Here is a 22139-nt window from a genome sequence, read left to right as displayed (position 1 = left end):
ATATATTATATATCAAACGAACATTACTATCAATATAAATCGAACGAAAAATATAAAACTCATCAAATGCATCAAAGCAGGCCATAACAGAACTGCGTAATAATTTTCCTGAGATTGCGCGGTTGCCAGAACAATACGAGACGGCCCTCCTGGCATATAATAACCCGGCCGTAAACAAGGGGCTGTCGCACTAAGTAATTAGTGCGCAGCCCCTTGTTTATATAATCCTTAAGAGAAATTTCTATTCCTTATGCCCCGCATTTGCAAACATTTTATATACCTCCAGCCTTTCCTTGGCATTCTTCTCGGCAGCTTCAAACAGCTTTTCGGCTCTGTCGGGGAAGGCCTTCAAAAGAGAAGAGTACCTTACCTCTCCCATAAGGAAGTCCTTGTAGGAGGCACTTGGCTCTCTGGAATCCAATACAAAAGGATTTTTGCCCTGCTCGCGAAGAGCCGGGTTATACCTGTACAAGTGCCAATAGCCCGCTTCAACAGCCTTTTTCTCCTCAAGCTGCGAGCAGCCCATGCCCGCCTTAAGCCCGTGGCTTATACACGGCGCATACGCTATAATAAGCGAAGGCCCTGGATAGCTTTCGGCCTCCACAACCGCCTTTATAAGCTGGTTCTGGTTGGCCCCCATTGCAACCTGCGCAACATATACATAGCCATAGGACATTGCAATCATTCCGAGATCCTTTTTCTTAGTAGGCTTTCCCGACGCGGCAAACTGTGCGACGGCGCCCGCAGGAGTAGCTTTTGAGGACTGTCCCCCTGTGTTTGAATAAATCTCGGTGTCAAACACAAGCACATTGACATCCTCGCCCGATGCCAGCACATGGTCAAGACCGCCAAAGCCTATGTCATAGGCCCATCCGTCCCCTCCCATTATCCACTGTGATTTTTTTACGAGGAACTCCTTTTTATCAATAATTTCATTGAATATTTCCTTTACTCTTGCGTCATCTCCATCATACGCTTCCAAAGCAGAGATGAGCTCTATTGAGGCCTTTTTTGAGGCCTTTGCATTTTCCATGCTTTCCGTCCATGCCCTAAGGGCGTCCGCAGCCCCGGCGGGGATGTCTCTGCCGATGGCTTCGTTGCAAAGGTCAGCAAGCTTGTTTCTTATCTGCTTTACTCCAAGGAACATTCCGTATCCAAACTCTGCGTTGTCCTCAAACAGAGAATTGGCCCATGCGGGTCCGTAGCCCTTCCCGTTCATGGTATAAGGCATTGCCGGTGCGCTTCCTCCCCATATGGACGAGCACCCCGTTGCATTGGCAATCATCATTCTGTCTCCGAAAAGCTGAGTCACAAGCTTTGCATAGGGCGTTTCCCCGCAGCCTGCGCAGGCCCCCGAAAATTCCAAAAGCGGCTGCTCAAACTGGCTTCCCTTTAACGTCTCCGCATTTAAAGGGTTCTCCTTGGCGGAAAGAGTCATTGCATACTCCCACTTGTCAATCTCGGCACTCTGGGTTTCAATGGGCTTCATTATAAGAGCCTTCTCCTTTGCGGGACACACCTGCGCGCAATTCCCACAGCCCGCGCAATCGAGCACCGAAACCTGAATCTTGAAATTCAGTGCTTCCATACCCTTTCCCATAGCCTTTGAGGACACAAAATCCTGCGGGGAATTTTGAACCTCTTCCTCATTTAAAAGGAAAGGACGTATTGCTGCGTGGGGACATACATAGGAGCACTGATTGCACTGTATGCACTTCTCCCTCTGCCATTCCGGCACCTCCACAGCTATGCCCCTCTTTTCAAACTTTGAGGTACCCTGCGGAAACGTGCCGTCCTCTATTCCGTTAAAAGCACTGACGGGCAGCCGGTCTCCCTCCTGCCTGTTGACAGGCTCAAGTATGTTTTTTATAAAGTCGGGGACATTCCTGTCGGAGGGTGCCGAATCCTCAGCCTGCGACCACTCTGCGGGGACGTTTACCCTTACAACTTCTTCTATCCCCCTGTCCACCGCAAGGCAGTTCATGCTTACAATCTTATCTCCCTTTTTGCCATAGGTATCGTTAATGGCAGCTTTCATATAATTTACTGCGTCTTCTATTGGAATAATGCCTGCCAGCTTAAAAAACGCCGCCTGCATTACCATGTTAATCCTGTTGCCAAGGCCTATTTCTGCCGCAATGCTGATTCCGTCTATGGTGTACAGGTTTATGCGGTGTGCCGCTATGAACCTCTTCATTGACGCGGGAAGCTTCTCCTCCAGCTCCTCCAAAGTCCACCCGCAGTTGAGAAGGAATATTCCTCCATCCTTCAGGTCTGAAACCATGTCATATTTATCAACATATGAAGGGTTGTGGCAAGCTATAAAATCCGCTCTTTTAACAAGGTATGTCGACCTTATAGGCTTTTTTCCGAATCTCAAATGAGATACCGTTATGCCCCCGGACTTTTTGGAATCGTATGAAAAATACCCCTGAGCATACATATCGGTATGATCGCCTATAATTTTTATAGAGTTCTTATTGGCACCCACCGTTCCATCGGAGCCAAGCCCCCAAAACTTGCAGCTCACCGTATTGGGGTGTGAAACATCAATTTCCTTTTCCTCAGGCAGCGAAAGGAATGTGACATCATCAACAATACCTATTGTGAAATGGTTTTTGGGCTCGGGCAAATTCATGTTGTTGAATACCGCCGCTATCTGTGCCGGAGTGGTATCCTTAGAGCCCAGTCCATAGCGTCCCGCGGTTATTGCCGGCCTTTGCTCACTGTCAAAATATGCTGTGCAGACATCTTGATACAACGGCTCTCCCAGTGACCCCGGCTCCTTAGTCCTGTCAAGCACCGTTATCTTTTTTACTGTGGAAGGAATTGCCGCAAGAAGGTGCTTTGCCGAAAACGGCCTGTAAAGACGAACCTTTACCAGCCCCACCTTTTCTCCCTTATTTGTCAGGTAGTCTATAGTCTCCTCTATTGCGTCGCACACCGATCCCATTGCAATTATAACCCGGTCGGCATCGGGAGCGCCGTAATAATTGAACAGCCCGTACTGTCTGCCGGTGATTTTGTTTATCTCCGCCATATAGGACTCCACAATTTCGGGAAGCGCATCATAAAACTTATTTGAGGCCTCACGAGCCTGGAAGAATATATCGGGATTTTGAGCGGTACCTCTTAAAACGGGGTGCTCGGGGTTAAGAGCATTTTTTCTGAACGCCCGCACCGCTTCCATGTCGATCAGTCTTTCAAAATCCTTGTAATCAATCACCTCTATTTTTTGCACCTCGTGCGATGTCCTGAAGCCGTCAAAAAAATGCAGGAAGGGCACCCTCCCCTTTATGGCACTTAAATGCGCAACACCGCCTAAGTCCATTACCTCTTGTACGTTTCCCGAGGCCAAAAGCGCGAAGCCTGTCTGACGACATGCCATTACATCAGAGTGATCTCCGAAAATAGACAGCGCATGGGCCGCCACGGCACGGGCGCTTACATGAAACACCCCCGGAAGAAGCTCTCCTGAAATTTTATACATGTTGGGTATCATAAGCAGCAGTCCCTGAGATGCCGTAAATGTAGTTGTAAGCGCTCCCGCCGCCAGCGAGCCGTGAACCGTCCCTGCCGCTCCCGCCTCAGACTGAAGCTCGGCAACCCTTACCTCCTGCCCGAAAATATTCTTTTTGCCGTGTGCCGACCACTCATCGACATGCTCCGCCATCGGTGAGGACGGGGTAATGGGATATATCCCCGCCACCTCTGTAAACGCATAGGCGACATGTGCCGCAGCGGTATTCCCGTCCATAGTTTTCATTACCTTACTCATAAAATCATATGCCCCCTTATTCTTACTGCCATATTGTACTTTACAATTCTACACTCTATACAGGTTCAACATAACGGTATATTATTACCACCATTTATCCTCTTTAAAAATTTTTATTTATATTTTTCTCTTTTATTATGAATAAGCTTTGCCAATTCCACAATGGGAATTATGGCCACAGCAGCTGCCGCTACAATAGCCCACTGTTGAAGATTTAAATGTGTAACCTTAAATATTGCATTAAGAGGGGTAATTATTATTACCATTATCTGCATCAGTCCCGATAATATAATAGCGCCTATTAAGTATCTGTTTGTAAACAGCCCCAGCTTTAAAAGCGATTTTGTGTTGGAGCGCACATTTAACGAATGAGTAAGCTGTATCAGTCCCAGTGTGGCAAAGGACATAGTCATGGCGGCCTCATGCGAGTAAAGCTCTGAGCCTATGTAGTATGCCAGAAGCGTTATAGCACCCTTTGCAATGCCCTGGTATATCACGCTTACTCCCAGTCCGTCGGAAAAAAAGCTGCTGTTTGCCTTTCTCGGTTTTTGTGTCATAACATCACTTTCGGCCTTTTCAACGCCTAATGCCAGAGCGGGAAGAGTGTCTGTAACCAGATTGACCCATAGTATATGAATAGGCATAAGTATAGTCCAATTGAGCATTGTAGCCACAAAAAGAGTGAAGACCTCTCCGAGGTTTGACGAAAGCAGGAATTGTATTGCCTTCCTTATGTTGCTGTATATCTTTCTTCCCTCTTCAACCGCAAAAACTATAGTTGCAAAATTATCATCGGCAAGCACCATATTGGAAACACCCTTTGACACATCAGTGCCGGTTATCCCCATACCCACGCCGATATCAGCAGCTTTGAGGGCAGGGGCATCATTGACTCCGTCACCGGTCATGGCAACAATTTTGCCCTTCTTTTTCCATGTGTTTACTATCCTTACCTTGTGCTCCGGCGACACCCTTGCATAAACAGAATATCTTTCTACAGCCGTCTCAAAGTCTTCGTCGCTTATTTTGCCCAGCTCGCTGCCTGTTATTACCTCACTCTCATCCTTTATAATGTCAAGCTCCCTTGCAATTGCGGCTGCGGTATCCCTGTGATCCCCCGTAATCATAACGGGCCTTATGCCTGCTGTTTTGCATACCTTAACAGCCTCCCGCGCCTCAGGCCTCGGAGGATCTATCATGCCCACAAGTCCGGCAAATACAAGCTCCCTCTCTACATTTTCAGAGTCCATATCCTGCGGTATGCCGTCAACGTCCTTAAATGCAACGGCAAGCACCCTGAGAGCCTTTTTTGCCATATCATGGTTGGCTTGTTTTATAGACTGCGATATCTCCTCTGTGATAGGCTCTATACTTCCGTTCAGCAAAATTTTACCGCATCTGCCAAGCAGAATATCAGGCGCTCCCTTTGTCATTACCCTTAAGCCTTCTCCCGTCTGGTTAACGGTAGTCATTAGCTTTCTGTCCGAATCAAAGGGAATTTCAGCGCTTCTGGGCAAATCCCTCTCCAGCCGTTCCTTGTCAAAGCCCTTTTCAGAGGAGAAATAAACAAGTGCCGTTTCGGTGGGGTCCCCTATAAAGCTTCTCGTTTCGCTCTCTGCCCCTGTTGCTCTGGAATCATTGCACAATGTGAGGATTTGCATGAAAGCCGACAGCTTGTGATCCCCTTCCTCGACATCGCTTGCATCAATGTTCCGCCCGTCTGCGTATATTTCCTTAACAGTCATCTTATTCTGAGTGAGAGTGCCTGTTTTATCAGAGCATATTATCTCGGTGCAGCCAAGCGTTTCAACCGCCGACAGCTTCCTTATTATTGCGTTTCTCTTTGACATTTTCTGTACGCCGATAGCAAGCACTATTGTAATTACAGCCGGCAGGCCCTCTGGAATTGCGGCAACGGCAAGACTTACGGCGGTCAGAAACATTTCAAAATAGTCTCTCCCCTGAAGAACCCCCGCCGCAAATACTATTACTGAAACTATTATTATAGCCAGAGTAAGGAATTTGCTCATTTCAGAAAGCTTTCTTTGCAAAGGCGTCTCTTGCGGGTCTCCTTTCAAATGCCGGGCTATCTTGCCTACCTCGGTAGACATTGCGGTGGCCGTTACAACACCCGTCCCTCTTCCATATGTCACACTGCTGCCGGAGTATGCCATATTTCTCCTGTCACCTATTACTATGTCTTCTCCCTCTATTGCCTCCACGATTTTTTCCACAGGCACCGATTCTCCGGTAAGCGCCGACTCCTCAATTTTAAGGCTGGCACAGTCAAGCAGCCTCATGTCGGCGGGCACATAGTCGCCTGCTTCAAGAAGCACTATATCTCCCGGTACAAGCTCCTCAGTATTTAAGCGCTTTACCTTCCCGCCTCTCTTAACCTTCGCATAAGGCGCGGACATGCTTTTCAAAGCCAGCAGTGCTTTTTCCGCCTTGCTCTCCTGTATAACGCCAAGGAATGCGTTAATTATTACAACGACAAGAATAATTACCGTATCGGTAAGCTCTCCCATTATGCCGGATATTAATGCCGCCACTATAAGAACAATTACCATTATGTTTTTGAACTGCTCGATAAACATCTGGAACACATTTTTATGCTCGCCCTCCTCAAGACGGTTTTTACCGTAAATATCCCCTCTTTTTTTCGCCTCCTTCTCATCTATTCCATCCATGCCTGCATTAAGGTATTCAAGCGTCTGATTTCCGCTCGCCGTGTGAAAGCCTATTTCATCCTTTGTATTATAGACCTTGGGCATTTATAACTCCTCCAATCATATTTATTTAACCGGGAGTGAAAACAAAATAACGAGACCTTTAATACACCTCATACTTGCAAGATTGTATTAAAGGTCTCGCTTTCCGTTTAAGGAGTATAAAGCCAGGCAATTCTTTTTGCCGATTGTTGACTTTATAGCTTCCAAGCTACTCCCCTTTACTCATTAGTAAGAATATCACATTTCCCGTATCATGTCAATGCATTTTTAAGCTCTACACTCTATGTCTTTTAAAACTGCATTTTTTTGCATTTTTATCCTTAAGCTTTAATTGTAACTTTAAAGACCCGTTTAACATAACATATTTATTAGAATTGAATTTTATATTTGGAATATGGTGGACAGGTATGAACAGATACAATTTATGGGACAATATTGCAAACGGCTTTAACGCGGCAAATAAAGTAAGGGATGTGTATAATTCAAGCTTAAGGGAGGATCAGAATTTATCTGTAAGGGCGAGCAATATCACACTGTTTCTTCAAATGCTCAGTGCTATAAGCGAATATTCCCCCGAGCCTCACAGGGAGGTTATTTCCAGAGCAGTTGACAGGTGCAGCCTTTATAACTGTACATACAAGGATTTAAAGAGGCATTTTGGCTCAATGAGAGGACATAGCCCCAGCCTTCGGAGCTTCACCCAAACCTTAGGGATAATAAGGCCGATATTGGACAATGGCAATAAATCGGTTATAGATAAAATACTAAAAATTTATGAGATACTTAGTACATAAAGCATTTTTTATATATTTTTACTGAAGTTGAATAGGACTCTTAATGTGAAAACAAAACGGAAACGTCGTCCCCCGGGCGGAACGCCACAGGGGGACGGAACGCCACAGGGGGCGTTCCCTACAAATCGTTTTCATGTCGTAAATACAACAAAAATTAGTAAAAGTATCATCACTGCATTTACTTCATATATCTCTTCAGTTCATCATAAAAGGTCTCTCGCGTCCCGGCAAGAATCACAACTACCATCTGCCCATTTTCTTCATAAATTCTATACGCAAGCTCATAATTGGTTTTGCTGTAGTAGATGTCATAGCAATAAACCCTCGCCAGATCACCTGTTTTCAACTCACCAATGTACGGGTCGCTACTTATTTTTTGAAGGGCCTCTTGAAATGCTTTCTTGAGACCCTTTTCCTTGACCTTCTTCAAATATTTTTCTGCTGCCCCTGTGAAACGAATTTCGTACATCTACTTTTCCTCCGCTCCGAAGATATCCGCCATGGTTGCACCCTTTTTTTCTCCTTTTGCAAGACTGTCTGCATCATCGATCAGTTTATTCATGGCAGGAGCGACTTTCTTGCTCATTTCCTTGAATTTTACAAGAAGCTCTTGTCCCGAAAACCCCTGAGCAATCAAATCAGTAAGAATTTGTTCAGAAAACTCGTTTCCTGTGTTTTCCCTGATAGGGCGGATGACAATTGCATTGTTTTGTAGAATGCACTCGGCTTCATTGCTAAAGCCCAATGCTTCGAAATATTTCTGAGGTATGGTTATCTGTCTTTTACCAGAAACACTAATAATTTTACGCTCCATAGAACTGCTCCCAACTGTACTTTTCAACATTTTCTTTCCTCCTCCCAGTATATGCTTAAAATATGGCTTTATACATGTTTCTTTGATTTTATTGTAACCAAGAAAATGAGAAAAGTCAAATTGCAAAATCGGGGACATTTCTCAAAAAAACAAGTAATACCGCCCTACCCTAAATCACGGGCAAAAAGGCCGGACAAGCCCGCTTGCTATGTGATATCACCGCTTAAGTCTTTAGTAAGCTAATTACTGTTCCCATTTCCAAACATTTTTTCGTCTTTATTGCTTAGATATAAGTATGGTGCTATAATTATCATTAATATAAGCATTCATATTTACTTCTAACATGCGCAAGGAATAAAAAGGCCTTGCGCTTTTATTATGCTTTGAGTATAATTTATGCGATACAGCAAGACACTGATAAGGATTCATAAATCCGTTACCATGGAATTATGATGAGCAGTACCGACATACTTACTTTTATAAAAATATAATACTCTTGGAGGTTTAATTAATGAGAAAGACAAAGATAATTTGTACCCTGGGCCCGGCGGTTGATAATGAGGATACCTTGCAAAAGCTTATGCTTAAAGGAATGAATATAGCCCGTATTAATTTTTCGCATGGAACTCACGAACAGCATAAAAAAAGAGTGGATATGTTCAAAAAGATAAGGGAGCACCTTAAGCTTCCCATTCCCCTTCTTCTCGATACAAAAGGCCCCGAGATAAGGACGGGGAGATTTGAAAAGGGAGAGGTACTCTTAAATGAGGGAGACAGCTTCGTTCTGATTAATGATGATATAGTAGGTGATGAGTCAAAAGTATCCGTTACATACAAGGAATTATACGGAGATGTAAGGTCCGGCAGCAGGATCCTTATAAATGACGGCTTGGTTGAGCTTGAGGTAACGGATATAAAAAACAAGGATATACATTGCAAGGTGCTGAACGGCGGCATAATAGGCAACAATAAGGGAATAAATGTTCCCGGAGCTGAAATTCACCTGCCCTCAATTACAGATCAGGATGTAAAGGATATTGAATTCGGTATAGAAAATGATTTTGATTTTATCGCCGCTTCCTTCGTAAGGAAAGCATCCGACGTAATAGAAATAAGGAAGGTGCTTGAAAAAAACAATGGCCAGAGCATTAAGGTAATTGCAAAAATCGAGAACCGCGAGGGCATTGAAAATTTTGACGACATAATAAAGGTATCGGACGGAATTATGGTTGCCAGAGGCGATCTGGGTGTGGAGATACCTGTGGAGGATGTTCCTGTTGTACAAAAAAGACTTATAGAAAAGTGCTATAAAAACGGAAAGCCGGTAATAACCGCCACTCAAATGCTGGATTCAATGATAAGGAATCCCAGACCCACAAGGGCGGAGGCAAGCGATATAGCCAACGCAATATATGACGGCACAAGCGTTATAATGCTGTCGGGAGAAACAGCCTCCGGAAAGTACCCCGTGGAGAGCCTTGAGACAATGGTAAGGATAGCTGAAAAAGCCGAAAATTCCATAGATTACTGGAAGCAGTTCACAAATATGCAGCCTAATATGAATGCAAGCATAACAAACGCCATAAGCCATGCAACCTGTACCACCGCCCTTGACCTTAAGGCATCCGCAATAATTACCGTAACGCAAACAGGCCACACCGCAAGGATGATTTCCAGATTCAGACCGGCCTGTCCCATTATAGCAACTACGGTGTGTCCAAGAGTGCAGCGGCAGCTTTCCCTTTCATGGGGAGTAATACCCTATCTTGTAAAGCATGTAACCACCACGGATGAAATGTTTGATACCGGGGTTGAAAAGGCTCTTGAGTCGGGGCTGGTTAAAAACGGTGATTTGGCTATAATTACTGCCGGCGCACCGATAGGCATAAGCGGAACCACCAATATACTGAAGGTCCACCTTATTGGGAAGGTGCTGGTACAGGGCACGGGCTTAGGCAGCGGAGGAGTTACGGGAGAGCTTTGCGTTGCACGGACTGCCGAGGAGGCTGAGGCCACCTTTGTTGACGGCAACATACTTGTTGTTCCCTCTACAAACAACAGTATGATGAATATTATGAGACGTGCCTCGGCCATTATCACCGAGGAAGGCGGCATAGGCTCACACGCCGCCATAGCAGGTCTGGCACTTGAAATCCCCGTCATCATAGCGGCGGAAAATGCAGGCCAGATACTTAAAAGCGGTTCGGTGGTTACAATAGATGCAGGGAGAGGAATAGTATACTACGGAGCAACAATGATTTAAGGAGTAGAAATATTGTCCGCTTAAGTGTAGAATATATATGACCGGCTTGCAGTGGCCGAACATTTTCTTTTTTAAGGAGAAGCTTTTATGATAAGTCCATTTGAAGTAATGGAAACCATTAAAATGATTCAGGAGGAAAATCTCGATATCAGAACAATTACAATGGGGATTTCTCTGCTGGATTGTTGCGACCCCAATGGGGAAGCGTCAAGGACTAAAATATATGATAAGATAACCCGGCTTGCCTCAAACCTGATAAAAACGGGTGAGGATATTGAGAGGGAATATGGAATACCAATCATAAATAAAAGAATATCGGTTACACCAATATCCCTTGTAGCCGCAAGCAGCGATGAGGAGGATTATGTCAAATTCGCCGAAACACTGGACAAGGCTGCCGAAACAACGGGAGTAAACTTCATAGGGGGTTTTTCAGCGCTGGTACACAAGGGTTATACCGTTGGGGACAGAAAGCTTATAAGCTCCATACCCGAGGCATTAAGTCTCACCAAAAGGGTTTGCTCCTCCGTCAATGTGGCAACGACAAAATCAGGCATCAATATGGATGCCGTAGCACATATGGGAGATATTATTAAAAAGACGGCATTGCTTACCGCCTCCGATGGAGGCATGGGGTGCGCCAAGCTGGTGGTATTTTCCAACGTACCCGAGGACAACCCTTTTATGGCGGGTGCATTTCACGGCATAGGAGAGCCGGAATGTGTAATAAATGTAGGCGTCAGCGGTCCGGGAGCGGTTAAATGTGCTTTGGAGAAGGTCAGGGGCGCCGATTTTGGAACAGTTGCCGAGACAATAAAAAAGACAGCCTTTAAGATTACAAGGGTGGGCCAGTTGGTTGCTATGGAGGCCTCTAAGAGACTTAATGTGCCCTTTGGAATAGTAGATTTGTCTCTGGCTCCGACACCGGCAATAGGCGACAGCGTCGCCCATATACTGGAGGAAATGGGGCTTGAGAAATGCGGAGCCCACGGTACCACAGCCGCACTTGCTCTTTTGAATGACGCAGTGAAAAAGGGCGGCACTATGGCCTCCTCCTATGTTGGAGGCTTAAGCGGAGCCTTTATACCCGTCAGCGAGGATGCCGGGATGATCGACGCTGTGACAGCCGGAGCGCTCACTATTGAAAAGCTTGAGGCCATGACATGTGTTTGCTCCGTAGGGCTCGACATGATAGTGGTTCCCGGCAGTACAAGCGCCGATACCATATCGGCAATTATAGCGGACGAGGTGGCTATAGGTGTTGTAAATAATAAGACTACGGCGGTAAGAATAATTCCCGCTCCCGGAAAGGTAGTGGGAGATGTTGTGGAATTTGGAGGGCTGCTGGGTTCAGGCCCCGTTATGAAGGTTAACGAATTTGGCAGCGGAGAATTTGTTAAGAGGGGTGGGCGGGTTCCCGCTCCAATACACAGTCTCAGAAACTGACGCCCAATTTCAATTGTTCCTTGTATTTAAGGGCGGCACAGCTAAAAGCTCTTATAAGCAAAAACAAATTACATGGATAAGGAGGCCGTTTAGATATGGTAAAAGCGGTAATAACCGTCATAGGCGAGGATAAGGTGGGTATAATTGCGGGCATAAGCAATATTTTAGCAAAATGCAATGTAAATATACTGGACATCTCCCAAACTATTATGCATAATGTGTTTACAATGGTAATGATGGTTGATATATCGGAAATGTGCACCGACTTTGCAAGCCTGTCCCATGAGCTTGAGACAAAGGGCGGGGAGCTTCAAATGACAATCAGGGTGCAGCATGTAGACATATTTAAATCCATGCACAGGATATAGAATTTTAAAAAAACGCTGCCGCAAAGAGCAATACGAAGGTACTGCTCCTTGCAGACAGCGTTTTTTTTATCTCTCTTTAAGAGGAATATATTTCTTGCCCTTCACTATGCTCTTATACGCCGGTCTTATAATTCTTTGCACACCCGCAAGCTCCTCCATCCTGTGCGCACACCACCCCACTATTCTTGAGACGGCAAAAAGAGGAGTATACAATTCAGGAGGTATACCCAGCATACTATATACAAAGCCTGAGTAAAAATCCACATTGGCGGATATGTCCTTGCCTGTGCCCTTCTCCTGCACAAATACTCTTGGAGAGAGCCTTTCAATTAACTCATACAGGTTAAATTCATCCAGCCTGCCGGTATCCCGGGCCAGACCCTGAGCCTTTTCCTTCAGCAGTATGCATCTGGGATCGGATAAGGTGTATACAGCATGGCCCATGCCATATATAAGCCCAGACTTATCAAAAGCCTCCTTGCGCAATATCGAGGCAAGGTACGCCGACAGCTCCTCTTCATCACTCCAGTTTGAAACAGCGGCCTTTATATTCTCAATCATACTCATAACCTTTAAATTAGCTCCTCCGTGCTTTGGGCCTTTTAAGGAGCCGACGGCGGCAGCTATTGCAGAATATGTATCTGTACCCGAGGAAGACACTACCCTGGTTGCAAATGCAGAATTGTTCCCCCCGCCGTGCTCGGCATGAAGCACAAGCACAAGATCCAGCAGCTCAGCCTCGGCTCTGGTGTATTTATTATCCGCTCTTATCAGGTGCAGTATGTTTTCAGCCATACTAAGGTCAGGCCTCGGATTATGAATGTAAAGGCTTTTATTACCATAATAATGGGATTTGGCCTGATATCCGTATGCCATCATAACAGGAAACCTCGCTATAAGCTCAAGGCTTTGCCTCAGCATATTTCCCACACTTGTGTCGTCAGGATTGCTGTCATAGGAGTATGACGCCAGCACACTCCTGGCAAGCTTGTTCATTATGTCCATGCTTGGAGCCTTGAGTATCATATCCTCCGTAAAGCCCTCGGGAAGAACCCTGTACTGTCCCATCACGCTGTTGAACGTACTGAGGCTCTTCTCATTGGGAAGCTCCCCGAACAAAAGAAGGTAGCACACCTCCTCAAAGCCGGAGCGTCCCTCCTTTTGAAAGCCGCTTACTATATCCTCTACGTCAATGCCTCTGTAGCCCAGCCTTCCGTAATCGGGCTTTTTTTCGCCCTCGTCGATGATATACCCATGTACCTCCCCTATTTCGGTTAAGCCTACCAAAACCCCTGTTCCGTCACTATTTCTGAGCCCTCTTTTAACATTGTATTTGGAGTAAAAATCCGGGTCTATTTTGCAGTTTCCATCAACCATAGAAGCCCATTCTCCAATTATTTTTGAAATGTCCTCTTTATTCATAAAACACCCCTCACATACTCTCATGAAAATATTGACTATTTTATCACAAACTTAACTAACTTGCAAGATTGTACTTATAATATATCATAATATCAATTTCACATATATTCCTGTCCGTCATATTTCTTATTTTTTCGGCAATTTCACTGTGGATGCAGGCATAAATTTTGAATTATAAGTATGCCAATCCTTCAATTTGTGCATGGAATAAAATTGAAGGGGGAAAATCAAAAGGCTCTGACATTTCAGAACCTTTTACATAATAGCTTTTTTTACGGAGGCTGCGGCCTTAGCAAGCATTTCGTTTACCCGCCCCTTGTTGTTGCGTATATTGGAGCAAGACAGGCACAAGCTGTCGGTAACCCAGTCGTCTATTAAAAGCTCGCTGTGGTGACATATACGGCATACCCTTAAACTCTCCCTGTGCCGGAATATATCCCTTGCCGCCTCAAGAATTTCCATCTGTTTTTCTTCCCTTATACCTTCAAGAGAGCTGAAGCTTAACGAGTGCCCGTAAACCAAGCCGTCAATTGCGTTTAATATATCATCGTTATAATTTTGCTTTACATTGTCAATCAGCATTTTATCAAATCACCTCTTTTTAAGCTGCTCTTATATATCTATCAATAAAGATTTTACATGGAGGATATAATTTGATGAAAGAAATTTTTTTGACCCGTAAGGAATACATCTAAGAAAAGCGCCTGATGACATACCCGTGAGACATTTCCCCGCAAGGCGTCCTTTCGTTGGTATTAAAAATTTCTGTAAGCAATTATATCCTCTATGTTTGTAAAATCTTTATTGCATCCTATATAGTATTTCCTTCCGCGGCACATAAAAATACAGGTAATTTTGTGAATGGGTCAAAATTCCGCCATTCCCGCAGTCCTCGGAAATGGTATAACATCCCTTATATTCTGCATTCCCGTCATATACATAATAGCTCTTTCAAAACCAAGTCCAAACCCTGAATGCTTTGTTCCGCCATATTTTCTCAAATCAAGATACCACCAATAGTCGTCCTTACAAATACCCATATCCTCCATTCTTTTTTCCAGAAAATCAGCCCTTTCCTCTCTCTGGCTCCCTCCGATTATTTCTCCAACCCCCGGCACAAGAAGATCCATGGCTGCAACAGTCCTGTTATCATCGTTCATCCGCATGTAAAAAGCCTTTATATCCTTGGGGTATCCCGTAACAAATACAGGCTTCCCAAAAACCTTCTCGGTAAGATACCTTTCATGCTCAGTCTGAAGATCCTTCCCCCACTCTACCGGGTACTGGAATATATTCTTTTCCTTTTCAAGCAGCTCTACCGCTTCGGTATACGATACATGCGCGAAATCCGATTTAACTATGCCGTTTAGCCTATCCAGCAGCCCCTTGTCTATAAAGCTGTTGAAAAACTCCATTTCCTCCGCAGCATTATCCAGAATATATTTAATAATAAACTTGAGCATTTCTTCCGCCAGCTCCATATCGTCATTGAGATCGGAAAACGCCATTTCGGGCTCTATCATCCAGAACTCGGCGGCATGTCTTGCGGTATTGGAATTTTCCGCCCTGAAGGTGGGGCCAAAGGTGTACACCCTTCCGAAGGCCATGCAATAAGCTTCTGCGGCCAATTGGCCACTCACCGTGAGATTTGACTGCTTTCCGAAAAAATCCTTTGAAAAGTCTACCTCTCGCTGCTCATCCCTTGGAGGCTTATCCATATCAAGTGTTGTAACCCTAAACATTTCTCCCGCCCCTTCGCAGTCGCTTCCCGTTATAATAGGCGTATGCACATAAACAAAGCCCTTCTCCTGAAAAAATTTATGTATGGCATACGCCATCATGGATCTGACTCTGAACACTGCCGAAAAGGTGTTTGTTCTCGGCCTTAAGTGTGAAATTGTTCTTAGAAATTCAAAGGAGTGCCTTTTTTTCTGAAGCGGGTACTGTACGGGACATTCCCCTTCCACCTCCACCTTAGAGGCATGAATCTCAAAGGGCTGCTTTGCACCGGGCGTTTCAACCAGCGTACCCTCTGCAATAATTGAGGCTCCCACGGTAAGCCTTGTTATCTCCTTAAAGTTTGAAATTTTTCCTTCCTCAAACACAATCTGAAGGCTTTTAAAGAACGAGCCGTCATTCAACTCGATAAATCCAAAGGTTTTCAAATCCCTGACGGTTCTGACCCACCCCGCAAGCCTTATTGAATTGGCCGCCGCATCTTTGGGATTTTTATATATCTCTTTTATAGTCATTTTCAAAGTCTGTTCCTCCCTTATTGTTAATTGCGCAACACATCAAATCATCCCATTTCAAGATTTTCAAAAATGCTTTTCCCAATAAGCATTATAAGAAATGAGGCAATTACATTATATGCAATCAATATGGCATATGTAAAATATTGCACAAAAGCAACATCTCTTAATATAAAGCCCGCCACAAAATAAATAATAAGACCCGGCGCAATTACAAACAGCGATATAATTGATTTGACAAGAAGAGAAAGATTTTTACTGTGCATAGAGCCAAGGAGCTTTTGAAACAGCACATCTCCGTATGTATATACGGCTCCGTACGTAGTATATGCAATTGCACTTAAAACTATAGTGGCAGCATCAGACTTGAATATCAGCCCCGCAGCAATAAACAGTACAAAGCCATCCACCATATATTTTATAATATCCGCCAAGGTGGCATAAAGCACCTTAGTGGCAGACCCTGCAGGAATGAGATAAATATACGGCTTCCCCAGCTCCTGAGTCCATTTTCCCTGAAGCGCAAAGAAAAAAAGCATATATATTGAAAAATATAAAACCGTTCTTATTGATGCCTGTGGGAAGAAATATTTTGAAGCAATACCTACGGCTCCTATTATAAGAGTGTTGCGGTCTATAAAGAAAAAACCCGTTTTTTTATATTCCAGCAAATGCCTGTGAAAAATTGCGGACGGCCCGTTGCCCCAGTAGGTATGGCCTACCCTTTTAACTCTGACATTTGAAAGCGCCGGCTTAATTTTGCCCTCTCTTTTCTGCTTTACCAATTCCTCCAACCGCTCGGTGGCCTCAAGCACATCCTCATAGTAATCCGTTTTAAGCCTGTATATTACAAATACCATCGCCGCTATCGACACGATTATCAATGCGGCATTAATAAAAAACGCCGCGTCGAAGCCTCTGACCGTTGAATCCAGTACTACCTTAAACCACCCTATAAAAGGTATATATGAAATATAGGTGTTATTCAAAAAAACAACCCCTGCGTGGACAAGGTCCTTTACTCTCATCAAAGTGAGCAAAAAGCCTCCAAGCACCATAAAAACCATGACGTTTAAGGCTCTCTCCATCCACGTTCTGGCTTTGGCGCTTTTTGAGGCTATTGAGTATATAAGAATTCCAATAAGCTGCATGGAGAAAAAAAGTGTAAAAACGCTCAGGTATATAACCAGTATGCCGTAATTAACCATTGGAAAATTCATTCTCAAATTCGGTATTTGGAATATAAGCACAAAAATAATAATAAAAGAGGTGAAAAATTGCTTTATAAAGCCATACACAAGAACCTTTTTAGGCGATATGGGCGCGGTAAATACCATATTGACATCCGCAAGCCTGAAAAAGCTGTTTCCCCTGCTTATTCCCTGCTTTATTCCAAAGTATGAAAACACAAAAAGAGCAGTAGTCACTATCGCTCCATATACCTCCCTCGACCCTCTCGCCTCCGACAGGCTGGGGGCGGCAATGCTCAAAATTATCATCCCTATAAGGGCCACAGCCGCAAATATGTACAGGATAAGTATAAGAGGCTTTTTTTTCAGTTCCTTAACAGTGTTTTTAATATACATAAGCAGCAAATAGTTCAAAGGTCTCATGGCTATCCCTCCGTTACTCTGAAAAATATCTCTTCTAGGGTCTCACCGCTCTGTTCAAGCTCTTTTCTTGTCTTTGAAACAACTATATTGCCGCCCTTCATTATAAGAGATTTATCCCATAATTCGTCCACGCTGTCTATAATATGCGTGCTTATAAGAATACTGCACCTTAAGTCCCTCAACTCTCCAAACACCGCCTTGAGCTCCTTTATGGCCTTAGGATCAAGTCCAATCATAGGTTCGTCAAAAAAAACAACCCTAGGCCCGGTTAAAAGGGCGCAGCATATGCTTACCTTCTGCTGCATACCCTTAGACAGCTCCTTTCCGAGCTTGTCCTTTTTATCAAGCAGCTCAAACCTCTCAAGGAGTCTTTCCGCTTTTTCCTTATACCCGTCAAGCCTGTAAGCCTTCGCTATAAACTCCATGTGCTCGTAGACGGTAAGCATATCATAAACTGCAGGAGCTTCGGGCACATACCCAAAAAGACTTTTAGCCTTCACGCTTTTATTATACTCCCCGCACACCTCAACGCTTCCGTAATAATTTAAAAGCCCTGCAATGCACTTTATGGTTGTGCTTTTCCCCGCTCCGTTAGGCCCTAAAAGCACGGCTATCTCCCCGTCGCCCACCTCAAAGCTCACATTGTTTACCGCCGTGAACTTGTCATATGTTTTAGTCAATCCGTTTACCTTTAACATAGAAACCTCTTCCTTACAATTAAAATTTATTTTATCCTAAATATTTGATAAATACTCATATATAATATCACTAAATTGACAAGGCTTAAAGCGTTAAAACAAAAAACCACCCGTAATCAAGAGAACACGTTCATAGGGATATGATGTGAACCCCTATGGAAAAATTGTTTCATCAGTGAATATATTGTCAAACTTGTATCTCTCAATGATAAATGTCTCCGGCATGAGAAGTATCTCATGAAATTATTCGGGTGTGTCCTCCGGTTTCCCGTTCTAATATCTCCATAATGCGAGAATGCTTTACAATATTCATCTTTCTTCCTCCCCATCCAACGCTTTCTTACGTTCGATAATCTCACGCTCACGTTTCAATTCATGCGTCAGCTCTTCCTCTGTAGGAAGATAGAGCATATATTTTGAGGCAAACAGATTTTCATTATCTGACAACACCGAGTATTTTGCCATCGTATCGTTTTTATCGGTGCAGAGAACAATTCCAATGGTGGGATTGTCCCCTTGCAGTTTCACCTTGTCTTCAAAATACCGCACATAGAAATCAATTTGTCCGACATCTTGATAAGTCAGTTTCCCAGCTTTGAGGTCTATCACCACAAAGCATTTTAGAATATAATTATAAAAAACAAGGTCAACATAATAATGGTCGCCTTCAATAGTTATCCGTTTTTGACGGGCTACAAAAGAAAAGCCTTTTCCAAGTTCAAGCAGAAATCCTTGCAGTTTGTCGATTAAAGCCTGCTCCAAATCACTTTCGTGATAGTCGCGGTTTTCTTTCAAATCCAAAAACTCCAAGATATAGGGGTCTTTAAGTATATAATCGGGTGAGCTTTTTGGCTCAAGCGAGTGGATTTCATTTTTTACACTTTTGATCCCGCTCTTTTGTGTGGCAAGCAGACGTTCATAAAAGAATGAGTTAATCTGCCTCTCCAACTGGCGAACGCTCCAAGCTGATTCAACACACTCACGCCCATAAAATTCACGCCGAGAATCGTCCTCAAGCTTCATAAGCAGTCGATAGTGCGACCAGCTCAATTCGTGCCACAGCGTGGCACGATTCGGAAACGTTTTGAAAAATTGACGCATTCGGCGCAAACTGCTTTCATCAAAGCCTTTACCAAACTCTGTGGTCAACTGCCCAGCCAAATATTTCAGTAAACCTTTCCCATATTCAGAACGCTCACCGACCGCTTCATCAATCTGTTGGCCGATCTCCCAATAGGCTTCGACCATAGCAGAGTTGACGGCAGAATATGCTTTTGATCGTGCATCCGCAAGGGTATTGCGGATTCCTTGATAAAGATTGATATCCAGTTCACCCCTTATCAGGTGTTGCATGGCATTATCGTGCTCATTCACTATGGTTGCCTCCTATTCTTCGGATTTATTTTCGCTTCTGTCAACTTCCATTATGTCGGCAAAATCGCAGTCAAGCGCATTACAAATTTTTAACAAGAGATCAGTTGTGACATTCTGCCCTTTAGTCAGCTTCGCTACTGCTGTGGTGCTGATATTTGCGGAAAGTCGCAAATCCTTTTTGTTCATTTTCTTGTCAATAAGCAATTTCCACAGTCTATTATAATTCACAATCATCCCGGCACCTCCGCTCAAACTTACTAAATAATGCATTATTATACCAAGTTTCAAACCTATCGTCAAACAAAATTTGCTTATTGCGCACTTTTTATCTGCATTTCTATGTTAAATTTAAGCAAGTTGGGAGTGTGATGTTTTTATATTTATTTTTAGTGAAAACCATCGCTTCCAACAAGATATCAAACAGGAAGATATAGCGTGAAACAGCACAAGGCGGACAGCCTACGCTATCCGCCTTGTGTACATAACAACCCTGATCCACAATTTGTCCCTTTGGACGAGAACAGAATTGTACGTATGGTTTTTGCTTTTTGGCTGCTACAGCTTTGAAAGCCTGTACAGAGTTACTGCTGATGCTGCTCTTGTAACTTTTCCCGTAGGGTTTAAATTATTTCCATTTCCCTGTATAATTTTATTTTTCACAAGCAGAGCCACACTGTCTTTTGCATATGAAGCTATCTTGTCCTTATCGGAGAATTTCTCAAGATCGCTGTCAGTGCCGGTGCCTCCATTTTTGCCTGCGAGCTTCATAGCCTTTGATATAAACACCATCATGTCCTGCCTTGAAATGACGGTATCGGTTCCAAACCTGTTATTTCCGGGGCCTTCAGTTATTTTGAGCTGCTTTGCAATACCTATTTCATTGTAAAACTTATTATCCGGCTTTACATCATCAAAGTTGGCGTCAAATTTAGCCGACAGTCCGAGAGTCTTAATCAGTCCCGCCAAAAATTCAGCTCTTGTAATGTCTCCGTCAGGATCAAATGTGTCCTCCGAAATTCCGTCAGTAATACCTCTGGAAGCAACCACCTCAATCGCCGTTTTTGCCCATGAATACTTTGCGGCATCATCAAAGGTCTTGTACACATATGCAACGGCATACTTGCTGAAATGAGTGGTTGAGAAATCCACCGTACCTGCTCCGGCATTAAAGCGTGCGTTTGGAACAGCAAAAGCCTTTCCGCTTCCGTCTATGTAAAGAACAGTTAAAAAGTCGGTTTTGCCAAGCTCTTTGTCGGAAGGAGCGTATTTTACCGAGAAGGTAACGGGCACATCGGGATTGCTCCATGCTCTTGCCTTTCCGTCAGCCATAACTCCCAGCTCTATAACGGGACGGGTTCCTATAGCTTCGGCAGCGGCCTCATCGTTTATACCCGACGCACCTGAAATGCCTATGGAAATCTGGATGTTGGATACTCCCGCAGCATCCTCCTTATTAAACATGTTTCCCGGTACGCTCAACGTCCCTAAGGGTGTTTCAATTTTTATTTTTACATCCTGTTTGTCCGATGCAAGCACACTGGCCGGAAGCTGAGGCACATACTGCTTTGCGCCCTTTACGGCGTCTATCTTTATTTCCACTGTTTTAACACCGTCATTCCCCACTTCCGCTGTTCCCAGAGCCTTGTCAAAAAGCTTTTGAGTTACAGTGGCTTTTGCGGCACCCTTACTGTCAAGTACCGCCTTAAACTCTATAAGTCCCTGCTTTACGGTTGAAGACTCGGAAGGCGGCGGAGTTTCTGAAGAACTGCCACCGCCGATGATGACACCGCTGTCTCCTCCGCCTGTCGGAGGTGCCGCGTACAGTCCGTATATGTTTAATGCGTGTATAACATCGTTTTTGTCAACCTTGTACTGGGCCACATAATCATTCAGCTTATCGGCAAGGGTTTTAAACTGCCGGTTCAGTTCCTCTATTTCATCCTGATCAAAAAGCTCTCCGGCCAAGCTTCCAAGAGCATTTTGCACAACATTCCCTTTGGATATAAATTTGCCATTTGAATCGGAGGTCAGCACAGGACCTGAAAGGTCAATAAGCTTTAAAAATACCTCCCCATGGGTATTCAAACCAAATAATGTCTTCAGCACCTGCATATCAATATTGTCCTCAAAGCTTCGGTATATATCGCTAATTATAGCTTTGTTGTCAATCAGTTCCTGCACTATGACGTCAAGAGACGCCTTGGAAATTTTTCCGTCGTTGCCGGACGTATCGCTTATAATTTTGTCCCACAAACCTACCTTTCTTAACTCCCTCTCAATTTCATCCAGAATATCCTGCTTATTCACCTGTTGGGAATTATTCAGTTCCTTAAAGGTAAAATCCCAGACGTTGCTGAGAAGGGCTGCCTTTTGCTGTTTGGTAAGGTTGTTGAGCTCATCAATCGCCCTTTTGACATCTGAATCAGCCGCAAAGGCCATTCCCGGTATTTGCATTAAAAGCATTGCAAATGCCACAATTAATGCTAAAAGTTTTTTCATTGTACTACCTCCTGTTTTAATTTAATAAATGCTATATATACAATTATTCTTTTTATTAAAGAATACAATTGCTCTTAATAACCGGC

Annotated in this window: 16 protein-coding genes; 4 read left to right on the top strand and 12 right to left on the bottom strand. The window is 44.0% G+C overall.

Going from position 1 to position 22139, the window contains the following annotated elements:
- Window positions 1-241 precede the first annotated feature (241 nt).
- Both nifJ and DFR58_RS03155 read right to left on the bottom strand, forming a co-directional pair.
- The gene (gene nifJ, locus DFR58_RS03160) at window positions 242-3778 is read right to left on the bottom strand and encodes a pyruvate:ferredoxin (flavodoxin) oxidoreductase (RefSeq protein WP_114296365.1); all 3537 of its coding nucleotides are present in this window, start codon (window positions 3776-3778) and stop codon (window positions 242-244) included.
- A 113-nt stretch (window positions 3779-3891) separates the two neighbouring features.
- Window positions 3892-6552 (bottom strand): calcium-translocating P-type ATPase, SERCA-type, encoded by a 2661-nt coding sequence (locus tag DFR58_RS03155; RefSeq protein ID WP_114296364.1) that lies wholly within the window; start codon window positions 6550-6552, stop codon window positions 3892-3894.
- Between the two features lie 365 nt (window positions 6553-6917).
- Here DFR58_RS03155 and DFR58_RS03150 point away from each other — a divergent pair, with 365 nt between their 5' ends.
- A complete protein-coding gene (locus tag DFR58_RS03150) occupies window positions 6918-7304 on the top strand; it encodes a hypothetical protein (RefSeq protein ID WP_114296363.1) in 387 nt (128 codons plus the stop codon).
- A 178-nt stretch (window positions 7305-7482) separates the two neighbouring features.
- Here the strand turns inward: DFR58_RS03150 and DFR58_RS03145 are convergent, their stop codons facing one another.
- Together DFR58_RS03145 and DFR58_RS03140 are read right to left on the bottom strand one after the other, a co-directional pair.
- Window positions 7483-7773 (bottom strand): type II toxin-antitoxin system RelE/ParE family toxin, encoded by a 291-nt coding sequence (locus tag DFR58_RS03145; RefSeq protein ID WP_114296362.1) that lies wholly within the window; start codon window positions 7771-7773, stop codon window positions 7483-7485.
- Entirely contained in the window at window positions 7774-8148 is a 375-nt protein-coding gene (locus tag DFR58_RS03140; RefSeq protein WP_242987368.1) for an AbrB/MazE/SpoVT family DNA-binding domain-containing protein, read from the bottom strand.
- Between the two features lie 481 nt (window positions 8149-8629).
- On the opposite strand from DFR58_RS03140, the gene pyk reads away from it, so the two are divergent.
- From pyk to DFR58_RS03125, 3 genes are all read left to right on the top strand, one after another.
- The gene (gene pyk / locus DFR58_RS03135; protein ID WP_114296361.1) at window positions 8630-10381 is read left to right on the top strand and encodes a pyruvate kinase; all 1752 of its coding nucleotides are present in this window, start codon (window positions 8630-8632) and stop codon (window positions 10379-10381) included.
- Between the two features lie 87 nt (window positions 10382-10468).
- Window positions 10469-11827, top strand: a complete 1359-nt coding sequence (locus tag DFR58_RS03130; protein ID WP_114296360.1) for a PFL family protein — start codon at window positions 10469-10471, stop codon at window positions 11825-11827.
- A gap of 95 nt (window positions 11828-11922) precedes the next feature.
- Window positions 11923-12195, top strand: coding sequence for an ACT domain-containing protein (locus tag DFR58_RS03125; protein ID WP_114296359.1), 273 nt, complete (start codon window positions 11923-11925; stop codon window positions 12193-12195).
- Window positions 12196-12261: 66 nt separating this feature from the next.
- Here the strand turns inward: DFR58_RS03125 and DFR58_RS03120 are convergent, their stop codons facing one another.
- The 8 genes from DFR58_RS03120 to DFR58_RS03085 form a co-directional block, all read right to left on the bottom strand.
- Window positions 12262-13617, bottom strand: a complete 1356-nt coding sequence (locus tag DFR58_RS03120; RefSeq protein WP_114296358.1) for a citrate/2-methylcitrate synthase — start codon at window positions 13615-13617, stop codon at window positions 12262-12264.
- Between the two features lie 255 nt (window positions 13618-13872).
- Window positions 13873-14199, bottom strand: coding sequence for a hypothetical protein (locus tag DFR58_RS03115; RefSeq protein WP_114296357.1), 327 nt, complete (start codon window positions 14197-14199; stop codon window positions 13873-13875).
- A gap of 284 nt (window positions 14200-14483) precedes the next feature.
- Window positions 14484-15869 (bottom strand): asparagine--tRNA ligase, encoded by a 1386-nt coding sequence (asnS, locus tag DFR58_RS03110; RefSeq protein ID WP_114296568.1) that lies wholly within the window; start codon window positions 15867-15869, stop codon window positions 14484-14486.
- Window positions 15870-15916: 47 nt separating this feature from the next.
- The gene (locus tag DFR58_RS03105; protein WP_114296356.1) at window positions 15917-17482 is read right to left on the bottom strand and encodes a putative ABC exporter domain-containing protein; all 1566 of its coding nucleotides are present in this window, start codon (window positions 17480-17482) and stop codon (window positions 15917-15919) included.
- 2 nt (window positions 17483-17484) lie between these two features.
- The gene (locus tag DFR58_RS03100) at window positions 17485-18180 is read right to left on the bottom strand and encodes an ABC transporter ATP-binding protein (protein WP_114296355.1); all 696 of its coding nucleotides are present in this window, start codon (window positions 18178-18180) and stop codon (window positions 17485-17487) included.
- Window positions 18181-18489: 309 nt separating this feature from the next.
- A complete protein-coding gene (locus DFR58_RS03095) occupies window positions 18490-19554 on the bottom strand; it encodes a PDDEXK nuclease domain-containing protein (RefSeq protein ID WP_341457376.1) in 1065 nt (354 codons plus the stop codon).
- Window positions 19555-19566: 12 nt separating this feature from the next.
- A complete protein-coding gene (locus DFR58_RS03090; RefSeq protein WP_114296354.1) occupies window positions 19567-19788 on the bottom strand; it encodes a helix-turn-helix domain-containing protein in 222 nt (73 codons plus the stop codon).
- A 321-nt stretch (window positions 19789-20109) separates the two neighbouring features.
- On the bottom strand, window positions 20110-22053 hold the full coding sequence (locus tag DFR58_RS03085; RefSeq protein WP_114296353.1) for an S-layer homology domain-containing protein: 1944 nt from the start codon (window positions 22051-22053) through the stop codon (window positions 20110-20112).
- Window positions 22054-22139: the final 86 nt, after the last annotated feature.

The sequence above is a fragment of the Anaerobacterium chartisolvens genome (genome assembly GCF_003337415.1).
GTDB classification, from domain to species: domain Bacteria; phylum Bacillota; class Clostridia; order Acetivibrionales; family DSM-27016; genus Anaerobacterium; species Anaerobacterium chartisolvens.
This window is presented reverse-complemented; position numbering and strand designations above follow the sequence as displayed.